The following is a 21,542-nucleotide window of genomic DNA, read 5'->3' as shown; positions in this document are numbered from 1 at the left end:
TCACAAGCCTTGGACGGTCTTGATTGCTGTGTCTGCGTTGTAATTACGGTGCAATACTACTGGAAAAGTCATGAAAGCTAACGTCGTCAATCTACCAAACTCTACACCAATTTTTGAGAACCACGTTTCGACTAAAGAATTTTCAAATAGCAGCAGCGATCGCTTGATTCAATTGCTGTCTGAGGAAATGCAAGCGCAAGTGAAAGCAACACCCAAGTGTGTAGAAGCTTTAGCAAAGCGCATAGCCGTAGAAGTAGAACGCATTTGTGACAAAAGCTCCCGCATTCAAACATCTGGGGAAATCAAGTCCTGGCAGATGACGTTGGGAAGGCATCGGATGCAAAAATGCTTACGTTACTACCAACTAGGTTCCAAACAAGGGCGGGTGGAATTACATAGCAATTTGGGTGCTATGGTTTACCGTCATGTAACTGTATCTGGTTCGGAGTTGGGCTTTGATGCTCGTTACAGCCTAATTGAAGATTTTTTACAAGCATTTTATATCGAAGCGATCAAAGCTTTCCGTAGAGAAAACGAACTACCAGAGAATCACACGCCGCGTACTCAGCTGCAATTAGCTGAATATATGGCTTTTACAGAACAGTATGCCAAACGCCGGATCAATTTACCTGGTGGTGCAAATCAGCAATTGATTATCTTGCGCGCCCAAGGTTTTGCTCGTCGTCAGCCCCAAGAAACTACCGTGGATATTGAAATGGCGGTAGAGTCTGCTAAGGGTGAAGAAGCAGAATCTTACCAGCGTAACTCGGCGGTGCAACAGCTGCGATCGCAAATGATCGCCCAAACTAATTTCGATCCATCTGAAGAATCAGAACGCGATCGCGTCATCGCTGAATTGATGAAATACCTGGAATCTCAAGGTCAATCTGATTGTATGAACTACCTCAGCTTGAAACTTCAAGACCTTTCAGCCCCAGAAATTGACCAAATTCTCGGTTTAACTAGCCGTCAGCGCGATTATCTCCAACAACGGTTTAAATACCACGTAGAAAAGTTTGCCAAGCAACACCATTGGCAATTGGTACATCAATGGTTAGGTGCAGGTTTAGAGCAAAAGCTGGGTTTATCTTCGCAGCAGTGGGAAATCTTTGTAAATCAACTCACAGAACAGCAACAGCAAATATTAGAGTTAAAAACTGCACGGGAAAACGACGTTGCGATCGCCAAAACCATCAAATGCACCCCCAAACAGCTACAAAAGCGCTGGACTCAACTTTTAGAAATCGCATGGTCTATCCGCAACGGTCATACTGAAGCCCAGACAGGCTAAAATAAAGGTGAATAAAATATAGAGAAGACCATGAACCCAGTATTTACCGAACTCTCTAGTCTTTCGAGAGCGGAAAAACTTCAACTGGTGGAAGACTTATGGGATGAGATTGCCGCTACACCAGCAGCGCTCCCAGTTTTAGATTGGCAGAAACAAGAGCTAGCTCATCGCAAAGCCGAATATCTGCAAAATTTAGCCATTGGCAGTAGTTGGGAAGATGTAAAAGCCAGAATCTCTCAACGACATGGCTAGAAACTTAACTATCCTTACAGCCGCAGAACTGGACATTATTGAAGCTTATGACTGGTACGAGGGACACGAATTAGGGTTAGGCGCTGAGTTCCTACGCTGTATTGATGCCTGCCTGAATTTAATTCAGCGTCACCCTAGCACATACCAGATTGTTCATGAAACTTATCGCCGCGCTACAATTAGGCGTTTTCCATACGTTGTCTTTTACGAGTTTAATGAACAGGAGATTATTATCTACGCTGTTTTTCACTGTTCCCAAGACCCAGAAAAATGGCGTAGTCGCTTGCAATAGTTCCTCTTTGAGACTAAAGATAAATCCATTATTTTAACTATTACCTGAATTAGTAACTCGTTCCTAATCCAAATTATTAATACATTTGTATTTTTTAGTACAAAATTACCAATTTTTTGTACTTTCATCAAAAATTCATATTAAGCAACTGACTATTTGTGACTGCTTCCGTGGAATCCTAGAATAAAAGGTACTTTTACCAGAGGAATTTAGGATGGCTCTGAGTCAAGGCGGACGGGCAAATAAATCTGGTCAGGTTTTAGAAACGACTGTAGAAGGAATATTAAGGGCACATGAATATTATCAAGTAAGTCCCAATGTACCGAAACGGCAGCAAAGAGAATACATATTAAACTCTACTGTACTACCAAAACGCTATGCCAGAAGTGTTTACATTGGAACTGGAATATATCAAACCGATCTATATGTTGACTTTTACGTTATTGACACAGTTAAATTTCCATCTGGATTAATTATCGAGTGCAAATGGCAAGAAAGTGGTGGTTCAGTTGATGAAAAATTTCCTTACCTCAACTTAAATATTCAGTCCTCTTACCCTGCGCCAACTATTTTAGTGATGGGAGGCGAAGGTATGAGGCAAAAAGCACTTGATTGGTTTAAAAAACAAGTTGACCATAATCAAAATTTATTAGCAGTTTATAGTTTGGATAGATTTATTGCATGGTCAAACAATCATCTCTAATAAGACGTAATTAAAAGTTCTGAAATTGTTCCTCGATTTTCTATATTAGAGTTAATTGTTCGTGCTGCTTGTATTGGGTGTATTTGAAAACCAATTTCTCTATAAATGTCTTTGATCTGCTTACAATCAGAGTTTGATACCATAACTCTGACACCTCGGCTTGCTAGCGTTGCACAAATGTTTCTCAAATCTTTTTGATCATCCTCACTAAAACAGTGGCGACTGTAAGCTGTAAAATAACTAGTTTTACTAATAGGGTAGTACGGTGGATCAAAATAAACAAAATCATCACTGCTGTTTGCATAATCTAGTACTTCCTTAAAATCTGCTGTTTTTACCTCAGCCCTAGAAAGTGCTTGGGATGCTGAACCCAGTAAATCTATTTGACAAATCTTAGGATTTTCATATCTACCTAATGGTACATTGAATATACCTCGTGAATTGACTCTATAAAGTCCATTAAAACAGGTTCTATTAAGATAAATTAAACGAGCGGCTCTTTCAATATCTCTATCGTAACTTTCGTCTCTTACCTTGTAGTAGTATTGATTTTTATCTTTACTATTTTTACTTTTACTGCCATTTTTTTTATAGTAAATAGCATATTCATTATGTTGTTTTTCATGCTCTTGTAGTAGTAAAATTAAATCGTCTAGGTTTTTTTGAATACATTGATATGTATTAACTAATTCTTCATTAATATCAGTTAAATATGACGATTTAATTGTTGAGTATCGATTTACTAAATAGAAAAATAAAGCCCCACTGCCTAAAAATGGTTCATAGTAACGTTTAACATTATCAATATTTGGGGGCAAATATTTAATATATTTGTGAATTAATTTACTTTTACCGCCAGCCCATTTGAGGAACGGACGATAACAACTTTTATCATTGAGTTGAGTTAGCATTACTATTAATTTAATCAAAGGGAAAATTACATGGTGTTAATGAGAGATTATATTTTATATTAGTATGGTGCGAGAAAAGCAACACGTATTAGAATAAAGTCATGAAAAAAAGGTAAGATAGACCACCTGAATTATAATAGAGGAGTATAAATTCAGATGTTTGACGGATTTTGGGATAACGTCTTTCGCTACCCCCGGTACTTAATTACGATCGTCTTAGGCTTGTTTCTGAACACCTTTGCGCCATTAGTGCCATTGTTGAAGCGCCCTATCACCTCGATCGCTATCTTGGGTTTATTTGTGAGCAGCTTAGTTTTCCTTACTTTCACCCTACGGGCAATGCTGGGCTTGAGTCCAATCTAGACTAGCGTTATATCGGGGCTGTGCCCCACAGACGGTTGCTTTTGGCGTTGCTCCCCCTAAGTACTGTCTATTCTGCATCTATTTTTGTCGTACAACCTCTGTAATGAGGCGAAATTTTTATGGCTACAAATCGTCGGGTTTCCCGCGTTGCTGAACTGATCAAACGGGAAGTTAGCCAAATGCTGCTTAACGGAATTAAGGATGACCGTGTGGGTACTGGAATGGTCAGTGTAACTGATGTTGATGTTTCCGGCGATCTCCAACACGCCAAAATCTACGTCAGCATCTATGGTACGGATGAAGCTAAGGTAGAAACAATGGCCGGTTTAAAGTCGGCCACGGGTTACGTCCGCAGCGAACTGGGGGCGCGGGTACGGCTACGTCGTACACCAGAGGTAATATTCCTCGAAGATCGCTCTATAGAACGCGGTAATAAGGTATTAGCACTACTAAACCAACTTAACCACGATCGCCCGCCAGAAAATCTGGTAGCAGTAGAAGACAGCACCGATCAAAACGATGAGGAATTCTCCGAATAAGTAACTAAAACAACAATGTAACTTCAGAACAATTAATCTCAGCAAATCCGCCAAACAGTTTACAGACGTGACTAGATCGCGTCTGTTTTAATGTAAACATAACCCAATTCAGCAAGACACTTCTCTTCTTGTAGGCGAAACAAGGTTTAAACATTCTTCCTTGCTAAAACTCCATTCCTTTATGGGTGGAATATTCACTAATTCTGAAATTCTGACTCCTGTATGTGTGTCCTGATTACGAATTAGAGTATTACTCGACCCTTTTACAGATGTTTTTCCAAACAAAACTGGATGGCGTTAGTGCTGAAATTAACTAAGAAATTCTAGGCTTACTTAAGAAATTGTTAACAGATACTATGGTTAAAGCCTTCGTAGTATACTTTAGCCGTGATGTTTTGCAACAGTTTATACCTTAGAAACTGACAAATATTATTGTGTTGTTTACCTTAGATGAATACCCGCAGTTATAAATCCAGGTTTTAAGGTGATTATTTGATATGTAAGCGATCTCGATATAAACTCTTCCCACCCCCAAATCTTGCCTAAATACAGTAATGGTAAGACTTTCAGACTTTTGGCATCAAAGTCATATAGTTACATAAGCAGGTTAAGTTAACTACTCGGAATTTTTTTTGTAAAGCGGATTTTTGCCAAATGTCAGGATTCGTTGACTTTCTTAACATTTCTTGAAATAATATTAGGAGATGTAGCGTCAAAATAAAAATAGTTCCGTATAGCAAACTACAAAATCCTAGCCACAAGTCTAATTTCTGTAATGTTTGTTCCTAATTATTAACGGGAACACTATCGTAAGTGTTAATTTGTGAGTAAAAAACATGAGTGTGAATACGGTGCCTTCTATCAATTACTACTCTCTAGATGTGATTCAAGACGAAGCACGCCGACTGGTGCAAAAGGGAATGGTTAGCCGACAACAGCCAATATATAGCCTCTGCCAATACATTCCAGCGAGAGAGTGGGTTTGCGTTGAATGTGAATTAGAAAAATGTGACTTTTTGTTACGCGATCGCATTGGCGACCTAATTGGTCGCGAACAGTGGGATAACGACTAATCAATGTTTTATTTCGGGTTTGTGATTGGGGATTTGTTTTTGATGTGTGAATGTCATCATTAGCGATTCATCGCTCAATCAGGGGAATAATCTCTGGTTTTTGATGAGCATTGCCCTATACAGAATCTTGCGTTTTTGATTAATACAGAAGCATTTGAGTCTGAATTTATACAACTTTTCAAGTTAAAGAAGGCGTAAAAACCATTTGTTCTGTACATCTGGTGTCACGGCTTGAGTTTAGTATGTAGATTCTGCGAAGTTCCTACATCGATCTGATAGAAGTGTAGGAACTTCACTCTTGACTCCCAATTTATGGCATCGCTTCCCTCAAATAAGTGATAACCTGCTTGCTGTTCAAAGTCAAAATCCGTCTAGAAAAGTTTGCTAAGTCGGGCTAACCGACACCAGTTGCAACAACAAAGGGAAACTCCGCCAGCAACTGGCTCAACTTTCACAAAATCCAAAATTTTTATAGTATTTTTTCTGAAAAAATCTCGAAAAGCACAGAAAAATTGGATGAACTATTATCCTACTTGCTCTAAATATTGATTAATGTCTTCAATGATGCGAGTAAGTTCAGCCTCAGTAGTCAAGCGGATGTTGGCGTTGCGGACAGTCAGCAAAACTTTGGCTGCGAAGGGTGTTGGCCAGATATTAGGATTACAAAAAACTTCTAAAAATACTTCACCCGTATAACGATATTCCAAAGGAGGCTGGGGAGCGACTCTACCACCGCCAGGAGTGGGTTTAGCGGCGATCGCTTTTAGGCGTTCCATCAGTTGATCCGTCGCTGTCTTTAATTCTCGTGCTGCTTGGGGTGAAAAACTGAAGGAGACTGAACCTTCAATTAAATTCAATGTTAGAGGAATTGAAGACATATTTTTTTATTAAAACTTCTTGATAAGTACTTATATTACCGGAAGAAGGGGTCTGAATCCCACTTTGAGAGTTCCCCATGTCTTCTTCAAAGACCATTAGTACAGCTTGGCGTAATTCGTTAGTCTGTCAAGACAAGTATTTTTGCTGGGTAAATAAGTTTGTAGTAAGCACTTCAGTGCTTAATACGTAGCAGGTTGTCATCAATTTGCAATCACAGTATTATCGGGTCGTTCTGTTACCGCCGAATCAGGCTGCGAAGCCGCCATCAATTTTCAGACTCGCACCAGTAATGAAGCCAGCTTCCGCACTGGCAAGATAGGAAACCATATCGGCGGCTTGATAGGAGTTTGGCTAGGTTATCAATGGATGGATTTGGTGTTAGCTTTTCCTGTCGCCTTGTTGGTATTTTGGAGTGGCTGGTCAGTTTTAAAAGAGAATTTGCCTTAGCTTGTAGATCAAATGGCGATCGCACCAGAAGCAATACACCCGATCGCAACTTCTGTTCCAGGTGTAATTAACTGTCACGCGATCGCTTCTCGCGGTCTTCTTGGTCGTCAAGTGTTCATTGAAATGCATTTAATAGTGGATGCATCAGACGTAGAAATTGCCCACCACATCACCGAAGAAGTAGAAAGCCGATTAGAAGAACGATTTCGTCCAGTGAGAATTTTAATTCAGTCGAGCCACCAGCGTATAAGTCTGAGGAAATTAGCTTTGAAACTGGAGCAATGTAGTCTTAGCTAATTCTAAATCACGTCTTATACTATGCGGGTTCCCCTTAAAAAGGCTTGCTTTAATTCCTTCATTAAAAGGGCAGTTAGGGGGGATCAAGGCTGAACCTAAGTATATTGTCTGATTGGCAACATTTTTTTCCAAGCCAATACTTTACCAAAAGTAGTGTTCCATAACCTTGATTTCTTCGTTTAAAAATATACTCAAGAAAATAACAAATAATGACCAACAAATAACTGTATCTTGGTATTAACTCTTATAAGAAGCAACCAAATCTGCGACGATCGCAACTAGTTCTCCGGGATCGACTGGTTTAGGCACATGAGTCTGAAAACCCGCTTCCAGAGCACGGCTACGATACTCGCTATCGCCATAAGCAGTTAAAGCGATCGCCGGAAGTTTTTCATAAATATCAGGCTTCAGTGACCGGATTTTGCGGATGAAGGTGTAGCCATCTTCATCAGGCATCGCAATATCACAAATCAAGACATCTGGTTGCAACTCAGGTAATACTTTCAATGCTACCGCCGCCGATGCAACTGCCATAATGGTGGCTCCATCAGCTTCCAACACAGTAGTAATGTAAAAACGGCTATCATCATCATCATCAACTACGAGGATGTTTAAGCCAGCAAGGGGAAGAGCAGGTTCCATAACATCTCCATTAACGTTGATCGAATGAAATGTATTTCCAATCAGCTGCTTGTTTTTATCTCTGTCACCATACCATTGGTAATTTTACTGCGATCGTGCCGATTTTCCTAGAAAATAACTCAATTTGTCTAGTCAACATCCAATTGATGCTTAGTTATTCACTGGCATTCATAATTATTGACTGGATAAAATTATGTTAGTGTTTAAATCACTTTACATTTAAAAATTAACTTTAACCAATAGTTTGTTTAAGTTCAAAAATAATCTTACTAGCTACTGACTGCTTTATTACTAACAGGTTTGGATTTTGATGAAGCTATTTAAAAATCAAAATAGTAGTACCAATCCTCCGTAAGCTTGTACTTAATTTTTACTTTTTCTACTTAGCGTACTGGGCAGCTGCTTTAATAAAGAAGTGCATCTTCATAGCCAATTGGGATAAGGTTACTTAAAACTTAGCAAATACGGTAATTTGCGGCATTCTTACTCTTATAAACCAAAAGTCAAAAAAATAGACAATGCCGAGTTTTAAAACTAGTCAGGTCGGCATTATCATTTTTCAATACAGTAGAAGCAAAGCCGAAAACGCTCCGCCTCAGGTCAGGAATTAGGAGCCAGAAGTAATATATCTGACTATCAACTTGCAAACTGCGATATGTGAATTTAAACTCATGCAAGTAATCTCAAGCGTAGTAAAGAGTAATGAGCCTTTAGTTAAGTCAACTCAAAACTTGATTACTCCCATTCAATGGTTCCAGGTGGCTTAGAGGTGATGTCATAAACCACTCTATTCACCCCTTTCACCTCATTCACAATTCGAGTAGAAATCACTTCCAAGACATCATAAGGTACTCTCGCCCAATCAGCAGTCATGCCATCTTCACTGGTAACAATCCGCAAAACAATGGGGTAAGCGTAAGTACGTTGATCTCCCATAACGCCAACACTACGAATTGGTAGCAATACAGCAAATGCTTGCCAGAAGTCATGATACATACCGCGTTGGTTAATTTCTTGCCGCACAATCAAATCAGCATCGCGCAAAATATTTAACCGCTCAGATGTAACTTCCCCCAGAATCCGAATTGCTAAACCAGGCCCAGGAAAAGGTTGCCGTTGAACAATTTCTTCTGGTAAACCAATGGAACGCCCAAGTTTGCGGACTTCATCTTTAAATAGTTTCCGCAGTGGTTCGACCAATTTAAATCTTAGGTCTTTGGGTAAACCGCCAACATTGTGATGACTCTTAATTTTCACCGCTACCCGCTCACCACTTTGGGGATCTACATTGGTGTCAGCAGATTCGATCACATCTGGATAAAGAGTTCCTTGAGCTAGATAGTCAAAGTGACCGAGGCGCTTGGATGTTTCTTCAAATACACTGATAAATTCGTGTCCGATGCGGCGGCGTTTTTCTTCAGGATCAGTGATCCCAGCAACTTTAGCCAAAAAGCGATCGCGAGCGTTAACATACTCTACAGGAATGTGAAACTGCTCTTGGAATAGCTTTACCAATCGCTCTGGTTCATACTTTCGCATAAACCCTTGGTCGATAAACACGCAAGTCAGTTGCTCACCAATTGCTTTGTATAGCAAGAAAGCCAGGGTAGAAGAATCTACTCCCCCAGACAGCGCCAACAGCACCCGCTTTTCACCAACTCTGGCGCGAATTTCTCGAATTGCTTCTTCAACAAAAGCCGCTGTTGTCCAAGTGGGTTCGCAATCGCAGATATGGTAGACAAAATTACGGATTAATGCTATACCACCTACAGAATGCACCACCTCTGGATGGAACTGAACGCCGTAAAGTTTCTTTTCGTGGTCAGCAATAGCAGCACAGGGAGTATTTTCTGTATGTGCCAGCAATTCAAACCCTGATGGCATTTGGATAACTGAGTCTCCATGACTCATCCACATAGTAGTGCCATCTTCAACATTAGTAAGCAAATCTGTGGGATCATCAATATATAATAAGGCTTTGCCGTATTCACCTCGATCGGCCTTTGCCACTTCCCCACCAAGTTGGTTTACCATCAACTGCATCCCATAGCAAACACCCAAAATGGGTATTCCCAAATTCCAGATTTCTGGGTCACAATGGGGAGCGTTATCACTATAAACTGAACTTGGGCCACCTGAGAGGATGATTCCCTTGGGATTGAGTTGGCGCAAATGTTCAGAACTAGTGCGATAGGATAAAACTTCGGAGTATACTTGAGTTTCGCGGATGCGACGCGCAATCAACTCAGAATATTGAGAGCCAAAATCCAGAATTACAATTAATTGGCGATCAAGCCGCCCAAAATTTTCCAATGTTTGGGGCGCTTGTTCTGTTGGTAGAGTCACCGCTGTATTCATGACGGAAGTGTTATATCTGTTAAGGATAAATAGATGCTTTGTGGTCTATGGTGATGCTATTATCCAGCCTGGATAGGCTGATAATGGTATAAAAAGCCTTGACAAACGCTAGTTTAGGTGCATTTGTCAAACCCCGGAGTTGGAGATGGTATTAAAACGATAAATCTACCCTAGAGTGGTTACTTAAAGGATTATTTTTTTGGATTGTTTACGATTATTCATAATAAATTAACATAATTTTCCTATCAACAGACCAGCAGTTTTACTCTTCACGATAATTTTGCGATCGCGATCGAAGAGAATAGAGCCACAGATTGTTGCTTTTGTGCCGCTTTCGCTATGACTTTGAATGTATTCTTGGGAACGAACATCGATAGTTTCGGCGATCGCACTGTAAACTTTATTTACCCAATCACTACCAGTTGCAGCATCTAGGGATTTTAAGTATGTTAGTGCTGCTTCAGCAGTAGCACTATTAAACACAGCTTGGATATCTGGTGATTTTAAACCTGCGATCGCACAGTGTGCTGCCAAAATTTCCCGCCGTCCATCAGCTAAGTAGTGGTGAGTGTGAAAAATCCCGCCAGCCAGCTTCATCAGCTTACCGTGATAGCCAAATAATAAGATTTCTTTTACACCTAGTACATCAGCTTCTACTAACATTGGGCCCAGCCAGTTAGCAGTTTTGACCAATTGATCGGGATTAATCCCTAGTTTACGCGCCAAATCTAGGCCATTTTCCCCAATACAGAATACTAAGCTGTCAAAACGACTGGCTTTATTTTGTAATTCTGCCCGAAAAACTGCAAGCTGATCTGGTGTACTTAAAGGTTGAGAAATGCCAGTTGTACCTAAAAGAGAAAGTCCTTCAACCACACCAAAGCCAGAATTTGAAGTGCGAACAGCAAGCGATCGCCCTTCAGGTAGAATAATCGTCACCGTGATTTTTTCCCCCGGTGCTAGTATCCGTTGCAAATTCTCTTGCAACAGCCTTTGAGCATAAGCATAAATAGCTGGTTTGTCATCAGCGTTTAATTGCCTACCAATCCCTTCTCCACCTTTAATAGTTACTGCATCATCACCCTGTTCTCGCCATTCCACCAATGCCCAAATCGGTGTATCTTTAGTCAAATCGAGATTATCACCGGGATCGCTGCGAGTTATTGCTAAAGCGGTATTCTCAGATAATCCTGCTACCTGTTCAATGGGGATTTCAGCAATTTGAGCGGGTTCAATCAAATCTATAGATGCTAAAGTTAGGGGTTTGCGATCGTGTAACCAGTGTAAAGCTGCAATAGCAGCAGCACAGGCAAAGACGGGAAGTGTGTATCCAGTACGGGACATTTTTTAAATTTAAAAGTCAAAATAATTCTTCAAAAATAAAGACAGTTTCAGAGGACATTGGGGATTGTCTCACTCGTTAATTCTTTATAAATATCAGTTAAGTTCTCCTTCAATTCGTTTTCGGTTTCTGCCTGAGTCCAATAGTCTGGATACTCCTCCAAATAGCCAAGCCACATCTCCTCATCTTGCCAGTAAACATATTTTTTGGTTGTCATAGCGTAAAAGACTTATAAACTTCTCCAACGATGCCAACCATCTTATCAAACTGGGCGATCGCTCTATCACAGTCGTCCACAGTCTTACTCACTGAGCAAACTCTTAGCCTGCAATGGATACACATGGCGTAAGCTTCGCCAAGCCGGAAATGGTCGATCGTCAATCATTGCTTCTGGCTTTGGGAAATAAGCTGCGAAGCAATTTTCTAGTCCAAACTTCTTTGCTTAAGCACAAGCGTTATTCCAGTGCAATCAATCCCTCATTCTGCATTGGAACAACTTCAAGGTTTTGATTACTGCTGTACTTTGCTTGTGCAATGAGTTTCTTACCTTGCTTGACGGCTGTACGAATTGCATTTTCATACATTTTTTGCTCAAATGTCAACGTTCGTGATGGTGCTGGTTGAGTAACAGTCCAACGAATCAAGTCTTGATTATGAAGTACGTCTACGCCTTTGTTGACACCAGCACACTCTGGAACGCCACACCAACATGTGATGATATAAAATTGACCGTCCCGATCGATAGATTGAATTAACTCCTTTAAGTCCACTGCGTAGTATGTAAAGTCAGTTAGCCTCTGACCATTCACAAGAATTTCAAAAATTAGATAATACGTTTCCTGTTTAGTTTTATCGTCAGGAAAAGTATATAGATGACTGCATATTTTTATATCACTAATTGAGTTTATTTTCATTAATGAATTTACATAAATGGTTATGGCATCACTAAAAGACGAAGCCGCACAACGGCATCGTTGAGCCGCCGCAGATAACCTTTGGCTCTTGCGTACTCCCAGATAAGCACATCGTCTGTGTTGATTAACCCTAAAGTTTTAACGTGTACTGAATCAGGATACAAATCTATAATTCGTGAAATAATTCGATCAGACAAATTTTCGTCGAGAAGCAGTTTCACAGGGATACCACAAATAACTTCTTCTCCCGATCGGCAGCAAAAGCTAGACACGCTTTGATATCTTCAGAAGTTAATTCAGAAAAATCTTCTAGGATTTCTGCTTCAGTCATTCCACCAGCAAGACACTCCAAAATATCAGAAACAGTGATTCGCATTCCCTGGATACAGGGTTTACCACTGCGTTTTCCAGATTCAATCGTAATAATGTCGTGGTAATTCATAAATTAGTAGATAACCTTTCTTTAACTCTCACAAATCACTCTTGATCGGTCGGCTCTAACGCAGTGTTAGCCTGCTGACTACTGCTTCTTGCTGATTCTAGCTTTTGGCGAATTGCTGCTTGAACCTTCTCATCAAAATCGGGATCGTCAGGGCTTGCAACAATCCTACGCGGACGCTGATTAAGCCTGTCTAAGTATGCTTGAAAAGCAGCTTGATCCCCGCGATGCTTGAGAAAATACTGTTTCAATTCAACATCTGACATTGAATCGTAATTAATTCGGCTCATCAGACAACTCTCCGTTGGGTAAAATTTGGAATTCAATCTCTTCGTCATACCCAGCAAGGATGTATACATTACGAGTCCGATTATCAACACAAATGAGGTATATGGGTTGAAGCATAATATACGTCAGTTGATAGCTAATACGATACAAACTTGCTACTTGAGCAGCAGTAGGCATTTTACTTAATTACACTAAAATTACGAACGAATTACGAATTAGTAATTAGTCAAACACCTACTTCTAATAATAAAGCTTCCATAGCTTCCCAAGAAATTCCTTGTTGAATATAACGGGGTGCTTCAGGATTGTAAGGACTGGCTACTCGATCAATGTTGAGGATGTTTGCTCCATCTGGTAGGACTGGTACATCTGCATCAAATGCCGTTGGACGCATTAAAGAACTGGAAAAGCCTTTGAAAATAGCAATTGTATCTTGCTCATCAGCAATTTCCACCGTTACAATTAGGACTTCTTTAGTGCGTTTAGCGGTGTATTGTTCCAGTCGCTTACCAATGGAATTCATTGTTTTAATAGTAAAAGTAAAGTGGCACAGCGAGGGTTACTGTGGTGTAGCCGAGCGTCCCTGTTTGCCCAGCTTAATAAGGACAAAATAGCTTAAATAAAGCACATAAATTACTAAACTAGTTATGCCAAGAAAACCTAAGAACTCAGCCTTACTGTTAGCATGAAAATATTCTTTGAATAGTAACGGAGCCTCAAACCAGACACGACAATAGGGAGTCTTAAGCATATTGCCAGAAAAAGCACAACCCAAAAAAGGTATAAATGCTAGTGCGCCCAAAAAACAATAAACAGTTGTGGCCCAGCGCCAAGAAGTAAAAATCAATTTCAAAGCGCCACTGGTTTGATACTCAATTTCATCGTTGATATCTACCCAGAACCACAACGAAATGGGGATCAAAATCTGAGCTATTAATCCAGAGATAAAGCTAACTGGATACTGGGCAATCATTAAGTAAATCGTGATTGCCACCAAGCTTGATACTCGCCAGTATATAGCCAATAAGCGTTGTATGCCTTCTGCTTTTTGTACAAATGCCCAAATTAGAAGAATTAACGGAATAATTACTAGGAATAATACTGCCAGTCGGTAATCAATCCAGACGAAAGGTCGAAACCAAATATCATAGTCCATATTTTTTCTCAAACAATAGATAAAAAAGAAGTCAGGAGTCCAAATAATCAATCAAGTGTGATTTTATACTCTTACCTGATTGTAGACTGCTAAATAAGGCAGGGGTATTAAACCCTTTTATTCAGGAGTCAGTGAAACTCCAATTCATCCTGAATTCTTCTTGATAATAGTTTATTGAACCTCGGATGACTAGAAGTCACGAGTATTAAAAAAAATAAATTTATAGGGGCGTACATCTGTACGCCCCTAGTGCCAATTAATTGGTTGTTTAATTTATGAAAATCGCAACTTATCCCTTTGGAAGAAGCCTATTGATTCAAATAAGGAATTTATTTTTTGTTTCCACGGCTAAAATCGGTAGTTTTAAGAAAAACGCTTGCGAGTGGAGGGCATTAGTGAGTTCCCACGTCCTCCACTCTAGGCGTCTTCTTTATTCAATGCTGGTTATTTGCTCACCAAACAACAGAAAATCCAGTTACCTCAATTTCTAGTCGTCGTAAACCCGGCATTCAATTGCTTCTGGATTGTCATCACAATACTGTTCTAGAGAATTTTTTGGCTTGCTTTGGCGTTTGTGCGAAGCTTCGGCTTGCAATTCTTCTACTGCATCCCAAGCAGCAGCACACTCTGGTGAGTTGCTACCGTTAATATCACAGACAGTACGCGCTTGTTCCACTTCTTCTTGGATTTTCTCTTGGATGTCGCCTTTTGCTGTTTCTTGGATGTTGGTCATTAGCTTTAGTCTCGTTGTGTGTTGTTAATACTAGTATAGAAAATGTTCAGAAATGGCAGTTTTTCGCTTGATTAATAACCATTCTAACCATTTAGTCGATCATAAGTTAGTGTTTTAGCTTATTGATTTATAACCAATACAGCAAGCTACCGTATCTATAGTACATTTACCTTTATTTTTTAAGATTTTGTGGAATTAGTAGCATAGATAAATAATCATACAATATATTTAGATGCCTATATTAGGGAATGACAACCCCAGCTTCTTGGGATGGAGGAGACAAAGGGCTGGCATCAATTCTTGTAAGATGCAATTCTTCCCAAAATAAAAAGTCAAAATCTACTAGCCTAAAAAGAGAAAGAAGCTCAAAACTCATGGCAGACCAAATGCAGTGGGCAAATGCCCTATCAACCCGTCATTCTCTGGAAGCCGCTGTTACAGATGTGGTAGAACGAGCTGTTTCATCGTTAACAGCACCTGCGGATCTAGGACTGGTATTCATTTCGTCTGCTTTTGCGAGTGAGTATTCCCGACTCTTACCCTTGTTAGCTGAAAAACTTTCTGTGCCTGTGCTAATTGGCTGTAGTGGTGGTGGTGTAATTGGGACGACAGTAACCGGAGAAACCCAAGAATTGGAAGCTGAACCAGCTATTAGCTTGACTTTAGCACACCTTCCAGGAGTAAAGATTCAAGTTTTTCATATTGCTGCTGAAGAATTACCTGATTTAGACAGTTCACCAGATGCTTGGCTTGATTTGATCGGTGTACCATCATCACCGACACCGCAGTTCATCTTGCTGTCGAGTTCTTTCGCCTCTGGAATCAACGATTTGTTGCAGGGACTGGATTTTGCTTATCCAGGATCGACGATCGTGGGAGGACAGGCTAGTGGTGGAGGTATGGGTGGCCGTGTTGCCCTTTTTTGTAATGATACTAATGGTGAGGAACAGCAAAACTTGTATCGTGAAGGCACTGTTGGTATAGCTTTGACTGGCAATATTGTTTTGGAAACGATTGTCGCCCAAGGATGCCGACCAATTGGCAAGCCATTACAAGTTACAAAAGCCGATCGCAATATCATTTTAGAGTTAGATGAGAAAGTACCTTTAGTAGTATTGCGAGATTTGATTGCTAGTCTCAGCGAACAAGAAAGGATTTTAGCACAGCATTCTCTCTTTGTTGGTGTGGCAATGGATGAATTCAAGCTAGCTTTACAGCAAGGAGACTTTTTAATACGTGGTATTCTTGGGGTCGATCCAAATGCTGGGGCGATCGCAATTGGCGATCGCGTTCGTCCTGGACAAAGGCTGCAATTCCACCTCCGCGATGCCCAAGCCTCTGCTGAAGACCTAGAATTACTCCTCCAAAGTTATCAACATCAACGAGAATCTGAACCCTCTGCTGTAGCTGCTTTAATGTTTTCTTGTCTGGGACGAGGCGAAGGACTTTATGGTAAACCCAACTTCGATTCTGAACTATTTCAGCGCTACCTCAACGATATTCCTGTAGGTGGTTTTTTCTGTGGCGGTGAAATCGGCCCTGTTGGTGGCAGAACCTTTTTACACGCCTACACTTCAGCATTTGGAATTTGTCGCCAAAATCAGTAATGAGTGCTGAGTGCTGAGTGCTGAGTGCTGAGTGCTGAGTGCTGAGTGATGATCACCTTCTAACTCCTATTCAGCAAAAGTGTGCTGTTATTATCAATCATTGTCAAATTTCCAGCAGTGGCGATCGCTGAGTTAGACTGTGATGCACTATATGTCTGAATATAGCGCCGCACTTCTGGGGGAAAATGAGGGTAATCTAACACTGCATCCCCATCGGCAATAGTTGCCCAGAAATCGCGCAAACCAGGAGCTATTTTTTTTGCCTGTGATAACGGTAAGTTTAACGGAGAGTGAGTTAGTAGCTTGATTAGGAAAGGAAAAGAGCGATCGCCCATCCACTGTCGCGATGAGTGTTGCAAGTCGGGAAACTCAGGCACTGACTCTACACGATGGGATAAAATTTGCAACGATTCTTTACCTTGGTTATCCCGATGAAACTCTAGCACTCGGTAAGGGTGAGGATAGCTCACTAAAGAGCCAGTGGTAATATCGTATACTCCATCAGAGTAAGCAATATCCTGAACGTGCAAATGCCCAGTAAACACTAGCTTGACTCCGTAGCGCCTCAGCAGCTGCAATAGTTCTGCTGAATTGGACAACATATAACGATTTGCTAGTGGATGGTTCGATTGATTGGGCAAATGCTCCACCACATTATGATGCACCATCACCAAAACTAATTCATCACCAGATGCCGCCAGTGCCTCTTCTAGCCACCGTAGCTGTTTGGCATCCAAAGACCCTACCTGCTCCCCCTGATCATTAAAGGAATTAGAATTCAGTCCAATCAGCTTAACTCCAGGCAGCAATTGACGAATGTAGTACATTTGCTGGGGATCGTCATAGCCAAACTTCGTGTAATAGTAGGGAAAATCCGCAAAAGCAATTGATTGCTGATCGGCTAACAGCACAGGAACGTCATGATTGCCAGGAACAACATAGACGGGAAAAGGTAGCTGGGCTAGACATTGTTGCAACCAGGCGTGATTCTCTGGTTCGCCGTGCTGGGTTAAATCTCCTGGCAACAACAAGAAATCTAAATCGAGTTGTGTTAAATGTTCTAGTACACTTTTAAATGCTGAGATACTTACTTCTACCAGATGAAAGCGGCTAGGGTGATCCCAGATTGTGTGAGGAAGTGCCAGGTGTAAGTCGCTGACTACCGCAAAGCGAAAATTGAGAGTCATTGATTTATGAAAATGTTAAAAGCAGGGATTAAAATAAGCCTTTTTCCAAAAGTATAACGCTTGCTTTGTTTCCGTGCGTAGGAGTGTCTTTAATTAACATTTGTATACACAAAGCATCGATTATACACTATGGTGACAATTGACTTAAGGGTTAATCAGAAGCATTTAATTTCCAAAAATTATCGGAAATTTGATTGCTAAAAATTATTAATTAATGCTCGAATAATTGGGCATTGCTGCTATCTGTACCTGAATAAATAATGAATGGGTAATAATTCAATAGTGTTAGCGGCATGAAATGCGATGTCTACGACGGGTGGTTCCTGAGCGCAGCCGAAGGGCTACGCCTACGCATATCTCATCGTAGACATCGCTTTGTTTTCTGCTACTCCCCTTTTCGATAAAATAACTGAGCAGATTAGCAAAAAACAGGTTCAGAATCATGGCTCAAGCTAGTATTGGGATTATTGGTGGTAGCGGTCTTTACAAAATGGATGCCCTCAAAGATGTCGAAGAGGTGCGAGTCGAGACTCCTTTTGGTTCACCATCTGATGCTTTGATTCTGGGGACTTTGGATGGTACACGAGTAGCTTTTTTAGCGCGTCATGGGCGCAATCACACGCTGTTACCCTCTGAGTTACCGTTTCGCGCTAATATCTATGCGATGAAGCAATTGGGTGTGAAGTATTTAATTTCAGCTAGTGCTGTGGGTTCCTTGAAAGAAGAGGCGAAACCACTTGATATGGTGGTGCCAGATCAGTTTATTGACAGAACGAAAAATCGAATTTCAACATTTTTTGGTGAGGGAATTGTTGCTCACATTGCCTTTGCCGATCCGATTTGTAAGAACTTGGCTGCTGTATTGGCAGATGCGATCGCATCTCTCAATTTACCAGAAGTTACTCTCCATCGCGGCGGTACTTATGTGTGCATGGAAGGGCCAGCTTTTTCCACTAAAGCGGAATCGAATCTTTACCGCAGTTGGGGTGCAATAATCATTGGGATGACAAATTTACCAGAGGCGAAGTTGGCAAGGGAAGCGGAAATAGCTTATGCAACCTTAGCGCTGGTGACAGATTATGATTGTTGGCATCCAGACCATGACAGTGTAACGGTGGAATTGGTAATTGGCAATTTGCTGCGGAATGCTGTGAATGCTCAAAAGGTGATTCAAGAAACTGTGCGGCGCTTGAGTGAAAATCCGCCAACCAGTGAGGCGCATTCGGCGTTGCAGTATGCGATTTTGACTCAGTTGGATAAAGCACCAGCAGCGACGAAGGAAAAGTTAGGGTTATTGTTGCAGAAGTATTTGTAGTGTTGGTGATGAATGGGCGATGTTTATGACGGGCTGTTCGGTAATGCAATTTATCAGATTACAGCAAGAGCGATGTCTACGACGGGCTACGCCTACGCACGTAAATATATAAGCTGTCGTCACCAAACTCATGATTTTCATTGACAAACTCGTGATTTTCATTGACAAACTCGTGATTTTTGTTGACAAACTCATGATTTTTGTTATAAAGCTTTGCTTGTTCCTTGTGTCTAGCAAATGATAGGGCGTCACCGAATAGCCCATTGTAGACACCGCACTATCATCATAAAATCATACGGGCGATCGCTTTATTTCAATTTTGGGCGTAGGCGTAGCCCGTCGTTGATATCGCTCATTACTAAAATCTCTTTGTGACAGACAAGACCTCGCTGATATAATACCTGTCTATGTTTGATAACGTCTGTCGCTTTTTAGCAGAGTCATATTCAGCCGATTTCGCTACTTGGTTACTTGGTGAATCTATTGCACTCACCCAACTCAGTCCATCAGAATTATCCCTCGAACCGATTCGAGCAGATGCGTTAATTCTGTTACAGTCAGATGAAATTGTCCTGCATATCGAATTCCAAACCGAAGCAAAAGCCGAAATTCCCTTTCGGATGACTGATTATCGCTTAAGAGTGTATCGCAGATTTCCCCGAAAGCGGATGCATCAAGTTGTCATTTACCTGCAACCCACCACATCCGAATTAGTCCAACAAACAGCTTTTGTTTTAGAAAATACCCGTCATGAATTTGGAGTTATTCGTCTTTGGGAACAACCCAGCGAGATATTTTTAAATACTCCTGGCTTGTTACCGTTCGCAACCCTCAGTCAAACTGAGGATAAAACGCGAACATTACAACAAGTTGCAGAAGCTATCGAGCAAATAAACGACACTCGAACACAAAGTAATATTGCTGCGTCAACGGCAGTGTTAGCTGGGCTAGTATTAAACAAGGAACTGATTAAAAGGTTATTACGGAGTGATCCTATGCGCGAGTCTGTAATTTACCAGGATATTTTGCAGGAAGGAGCTTTATCGATTGTTATGCGATTACTTCGCCGTAAAGTCGGAACTGTTCCACCTGCACAGCTATTGAAAATTCAAGCTTTAAACTCAACACAGTTGGATGATTTAGCAGACGCTTTACTTGATTTTTCGAGTTTAACCGATTTAGAAGCTTGGTTAGCGCAAAATCAAGGTTAGTAATGCTATGCGTGAGTCTGTAATTTATCAGGATATTCAGCAGGAAAAAGCTTTATCGATTGTTATGCGATTACTTCGCCGTAAGGTTGGAACTGTTCCACCTGCACAATTATTGAAAATTCAAGCTTTAGATTCAACACAGTTGGATGATTTGACTGAGGCTTTACTTGATTTTTCGGGTTTAACCGATTTAGAAGCTTGGTTGGCGCAAAATTAAGGTTAGTGATGCAAGAGCGATCACAATTTCTTAGAGCAAGAGCGATCGCTATGACAGGCTATTTAGTGACGCACCATCATCATAAAATTATACAGGCTCGCATTATCCCAAGTTCAGGTAATTAGTTGTCATTGCGAGCGAAGCATGGCAATCGTAATGGCTGTAAATATTTTTGTTTATCTACTTATCCCTCTTTTGTTACTACGGGGAGAGTATAATCAGGAGGCAAGCTGGAAAAAGTAAGTAACAGGAATGGTTACACCGCGTAGACAGGCAGTAAACACAGTTGCTTTCATAGATAACTATTGCCAACACTATTATTCAGTATTTGAGGATGTGAGGCATTTTGAAGCTTTCAAATTTTTACATTTGAGAATACTTTCAGAAATTTCACGAAAATCTCTGCCAGAAATAGCTAAAACAGTGGGGCTAAAGGATAGCCAAACACTACATCATTTTTTGAGAGATGCGCAGTGGGATATCAAAAAGTTAAGAGAAATTAGGCTGTGGTTAACATATGGTTTTAAACAAGTCAAAAACGAACTGGGTTGGGCTGATTTTCGTTTGACTGATTATGAAAGTATTGAACGCTGGTGGGAAATAATTTTTAGCGCCTATCTTTTAGTCAGCGTTCAAGCCACCTACTTTCAGCTTAATCAACAATCAAGCACAACATCTACTTCAGAATTTTCGTCACACACTGAATCTAATCTTCTTCACTATAGCCAACATCCTTATTGGGAGTCTGGCACTACATGGAAGAGTGCCTTAAATAACCTGAGATTGATTATTCAACCCTATATTTTTTACTGTTTGATTCAACCTTGGCTCACAGTATTTAATATTCCTGGCCTGAAACGTTGCTTTTTGAAATTAATTAACTTCATGAATAATTTTCGGGCGAGTCCAGTCAGTTTCCCTATAGCTAGTTGAATTTCTTGCTAATTTTTCTTTTCCTAAAGTAACAAAAGAGGGATTACATAAACCATAAATATTAATAGATAAATCACACAAGATATAAAAAAAACCGCTTAACCGGGCAAATGTATTGTTTATCTAAAAGGATGTTTGAAAATGTGGTATGTT

General features: G+C 40.5%; 26 protein-coding genes and 3 pseudogenes. 14 read left to right on the top strand and 15 right to left on the bottom strand.

Annotation, left to right across the window (positions count from 1 at the left end):
- The first annotated feature begins 70 nt into the window (after positions 1–70).
- The 4 genes from RMY16_RS08690 to RMY16_RS08675 all read left to right on the top strand — a co-directional run bounded on the left by RMY16_RS08690 (position 71) and on the right by RMY16_RS08675 (position 2,538).
- A complete protein-coding gene (locus RMY16_RS08690; protein WP_322736037.1) occupies positions 71–1,291 on the top strand; it encodes a HetZ-related protein in 1,221 nt (406 codons plus the stop codon).
- A 30-nt stretch (positions 1,292–1,321) separates the two neighbouring features.
- Positions 1,322–1,543: an addiction module protein gene (locus tag RMY16_RS08685; RefSeq protein ID WP_322736036.1), complete on the top strand. Its 222-nt coding sequence runs from the start codon at positions 1,322–1,324 to the stop codon at positions 1,541–1,543.
- Positions 1,536–1,835, top strand: a complete 300-nt coding sequence (locus RMY16_RS08680) for a type II toxin-antitoxin system RelE/ParE family toxin (protein ID WP_322736035.1) — start codon at positions 1,536–1,538, stop codon at positions 1,833–1,835. The genes RMY16_RS08685 and RMY16_RS08680 overlap by 8 nt, the downstream gene beginning before the upstream one ends.
- A gap of 214 nt (positions 1,836–2,049) precedes the next feature.
- A complete protein-coding gene (locus RMY16_RS08675) occupies positions 2,050–2,538 on the top strand; it encodes a PD-(D/E)XK nuclease superfamily protein (protein WP_322736034.1) in 489 nt (162 codons plus the stop codon).
- Here the strand turns inward: RMY16_RS08675 and RMY16_RS08670 are convergent.
- A complete protein-coding gene (locus RMY16_RS08670; RefSeq protein WP_322736033.1) occupies positions 2,535–3,449 on the bottom strand; it encodes a DNA adenine methylase in 915 nt (304 codons plus the stop codon). The genes RMY16_RS08675 and RMY16_RS08670 overlap by 4 nt on opposite strands.
- Positions 3,450–3,605: 156 nt before the next feature.
- On the opposite strand from RMY16_RS08670, the gene RMY16_RS08665 reads away from it, so the two are divergent.
- The 3 genes from RMY16_RS08665 (at position 3,606) to RMY16_RS08655 (ending at position 5,424) form a co-directional block, all read left to right on the top strand.
- Positions 3,606–3,812: a DUF751 family protein gene (locus tag RMY16_RS08665; protein WP_322673395.1), complete on the top strand. Its 207-nt coding sequence runs from the start codon at positions 3,606–3,608 to the stop codon at positions 3,810–3,812.
- Between the two features lie 119 nt (positions 3,813–3,931).
- On the top strand, positions 3,932–4,351 hold the full coding sequence (gene rbfA / locus RMY16_RS08660; protein WP_322667833.1) for a 30S ribosome-binding factor RbfA: 420 nt from the start codon (positions 3,932–3,934) through the stop codon (positions 4,349–4,351).
- Between the two features lie 836 nt (positions 4,352–5,187).
- Entirely contained in the window at positions 5,188–5,424 is a 237-nt protein-coding gene (locus RMY16_RS08655) for a DUF4327 family protein (protein WP_094347157.1), read from the top strand.
- A gap of 524 nt (positions 5,425–5,948) precedes the next feature.
- Here the strand turns inward: RMY16_RS08655 and RMY16_RS08650 are convergent.
- Positions 5,949–6,302, bottom strand: coding sequence for a hypothetical protein (locus tag RMY16_RS08650; protein ID WP_322736032.1), 354 nt, complete (start codon positions 6,300–6,302; stop codon positions 5,949–5,951).
- Between the two features lie 328 nt (positions 6,303–6,630).
- Between RMY16_RS08650 and RMY16_RS08645 the strand changes: the two are divergent.
- Positions 6,631–7,037, top strand: a pseudogene (locus tag RMY16_RS08645) (cation diffusion facilitator family transporter); the annotation flags it as partial.
- A gap of 247 nt (positions 7,038–7,284) precedes the next feature.
- Here the strand turns inward: RMY16_RS08645 and RMY16_RS08640 are convergent.
- The 12 genes from RMY16_RS08640 to RMY16_RS08585 all read right to left on the bottom strand — a co-directional run bounded on the left by RMY16_RS08640 (position 7,285) and on the right by RMY16_RS08585 (position 14,919).
- Positions 7,285–7,689, bottom strand: coding sequence for a response regulator (locus RMY16_RS08640; RefSeq protein ID WP_322667831.1), 405 nt, complete (start codon positions 7,687–7,689; stop codon positions 7,285–7,287).
- 735 nt (positions 7,690–8,424) lie between these two features.
- Positions 8,425–10,047, bottom strand: coding sequence for a glutamine-hydrolyzing GMP synthase (gene guaA, locus RMY16_RS08635; RefSeq protein WP_322667830.1), 1,623 nt, complete (start codon positions 10,045–10,047; stop codon positions 8,425–8,427).
- A 228-nt stretch (positions 10,048–10,275) separates the two neighbouring features.
- Positions 10,276–11,391, bottom strand: a complete 1,116-nt coding sequence (gene cbiD / locus RMY16_RS08630; protein WP_322736031.1) for a cobalt-precorrin-5B (C(1))-methyltransferase CbiD — start codon at positions 11,389–11,391, stop codon at positions 10,276–10,278.
- Between the two features lie 47 nt (positions 11,392–11,438).
- The gene (locus tag RMY16_RS08625; RefSeq protein ID WP_322736030.1) at positions 11,439–11,606 is read right to left on the bottom strand and encodes a hypothetical protein; all 168 of its coding nucleotides are present in this window, start codon (positions 11,604–11,606) and stop codon (positions 11,439–11,441) included.
- 238 nt (positions 11,607–11,844) lie between these two features.
- Entirely contained in the window at positions 11,845–12,198 is a 354-nt protein-coding gene (locus tag RMY16_RS08620) for a hypothetical protein (protein WP_322736029.1), read from the bottom strand.
- A gap of 125 nt (positions 12,199–12,323) precedes the next feature.
- Entirely contained in the window at positions 12,324–12,524 is a 201-nt protein-coding gene (locus RMY16_RS08615; RefSeq protein WP_322736028.1) for a DUF5615 family PIN-like protein, read from the bottom strand.
- On the bottom strand, positions 12,521–12,745 hold the full coding sequence (locus tag RMY16_RS08610) for a DUF433 domain-containing protein (RefSeq protein WP_322736027.1): 225 nt from the start codon (positions 12,743–12,745) through the stop codon (positions 12,521–12,523). The genes RMY16_RS08615 and RMY16_RS08610 overlap by 4 nt, the downstream gene beginning before the upstream one ends.
- A 35-nt stretch (positions 12,746–12,780) precedes the next feature.
- A complete protein-coding gene (locus RMY16_RS08605; RefSeq protein WP_322736026.1) occupies positions 12,781–13,032 on the bottom strand; it encodes a DUF6887 family protein in 252 nt (83 codons plus the stop codon).
- Positions 13,019–13,207 carry a DUF6888 family protein gene (locus RMY16_RS08600; RefSeq protein WP_099099501.1) on the bottom strand — a complete coding sequence of 63 codons (189 nt, stop codon included), beginning with the start codon at positions 13,205–13,207 and terminating at the stop codon, positions 13,019–13,021. Before RMY16_RS08600 ends, RMY16_RS08605 begins: the two co-directional genes overlap by 14 nt.
- A gap of 49 nt (positions 13,208–13,256) precedes the next feature.
- Positions 13,257–13,553, bottom strand: coding sequence for a hypothetical protein (locus tag RMY16_RS08595; RefSeq protein WP_322667827.1), 297 nt, complete (start codon positions 13,551–13,553; stop codon positions 13,257–13,259).
- A 36-nt stretch (positions 13,554–13,589) separates the two neighbouring features.
- Entirely contained in the window at positions 13,590–14,186 is a 597-nt protein-coding gene (locus RMY16_RS08590; RefSeq protein ID WP_322736025.1) for a DUF3177 family protein, read from the bottom strand.
- A gap of 487 nt (positions 14,187–14,673) precedes the next feature.
- Positions 14,674–14,919, bottom strand: a complete 246-nt coding sequence (locus RMY16_RS08585) for a Calvin cycle protein CP12 (protein ID WP_322667825.1) — start codon at positions 14,917–14,919, stop codon at positions 14,674–14,676.
- Between the two features lie 374 nt (positions 14,920–15,293).
- On the opposite strand from RMY16_RS08585, the gene RMY16_RS08580 reads away from it, so the two are divergent.
- The gene (locus RMY16_RS08580; protein ID WP_322736024.1) at positions 15,294–16,526 is read left to right on the top strand and encodes an FIST signal transduction protein; all 1,233 of its coding nucleotides are present in this window, start codon (positions 15,294–15,296) and stop codon (positions 16,524–16,526) included.
- Positions 16,527–16,585: 59 nt separating this feature from the next.
- Here the strand turns inward: RMY16_RS08580 and RMY16_RS08575 are convergent, their stop codons facing one another.
- The gene (locus tag RMY16_RS08575) at positions 16,586–17,713 is read right to left on the bottom strand and encodes a metallophosphoesterase family protein (protein ID WP_322667823.1); all 1,128 of its coding nucleotides are present in this window, start codon (positions 17,711–17,713) and stop codon (positions 16,586–16,588) included.
- A gap of 442 nt (positions 17,714–18,155) precedes the next feature.
- Between RMY16_RS08575 and RMY16_RS08570 the strand changes: the two genes are divergently transcribed.
- The 5 genes and pseudogenes from RMY16_RS08570 to RMY16_RS08550 form a co-directional block, all read left to right on the top strand.
- The gene (locus tag RMY16_RS08570) at positions 18,156–19,028 is read left to right on the top strand and encodes an S-methyl-5'-thioadenosine phosphorylase (protein WP_322736023.1); all 873 of its coding nucleotides are present in this window, start codon (positions 18,156–18,158) and stop codon (positions 19,026–19,028) included.
- A gap of 407 nt (positions 19,029–19,435) precedes the next feature.
- Positions 19,436–20,239, top strand: a complete 804-nt coding sequence (locus RMY16_RS08565) for an Rpn family recombination-promoting nuclease/putative transposase (RefSeq protein WP_322736022.1) — start codon at positions 19,436–19,438, stop codon at positions 20,237–20,239.
- A 7-nt stretch (positions 20,240–20,246) separates the two neighbouring features.
- On the top strand, positions 20,247–20,456 hold the full coding sequence (locus RMY16_RS08560; RefSeq protein WP_322736021.1) for a DUF4351 domain-containing protein: 210 nt from the start codon (positions 20,247–20,249) through the stop codon (positions 20,454–20,456).
- A gap of 252 nt (positions 20,457–20,708) precedes the next feature.
- Positions 20,709–20,969: pseudogene (locus RMY16_RS08555) on the top strand (IS701 family transposase); the annotation flags it as partial.
- A pseudogene (locus tag RMY16_RS08550) lies at positions 20,964–21,087 on the top strand (IS701 family transposase); the annotation flags it as partial. The pseudogenes RMY16_RS08555 and RMY16_RS08550, both read left to right, overlap by 6 nt.
- Positions 21,088–21,542 lie beyond the last annotated feature (455 nt).

The organism is Nostoc sp. DedQUE12b (genome assembly GCF_034530835.1).
In the GTDB taxonomy this organism is placed as follows: domain Bacteria; phylum Cyanobacteriota; class Cyanobacteriia; order Cyanobacteriales; family Nostocaceae; genus Nostoc.
Note: the sequence above shows the minus strand (reverse complement) of the source record. Positions and strands in the feature narration are given on the sequence as shown.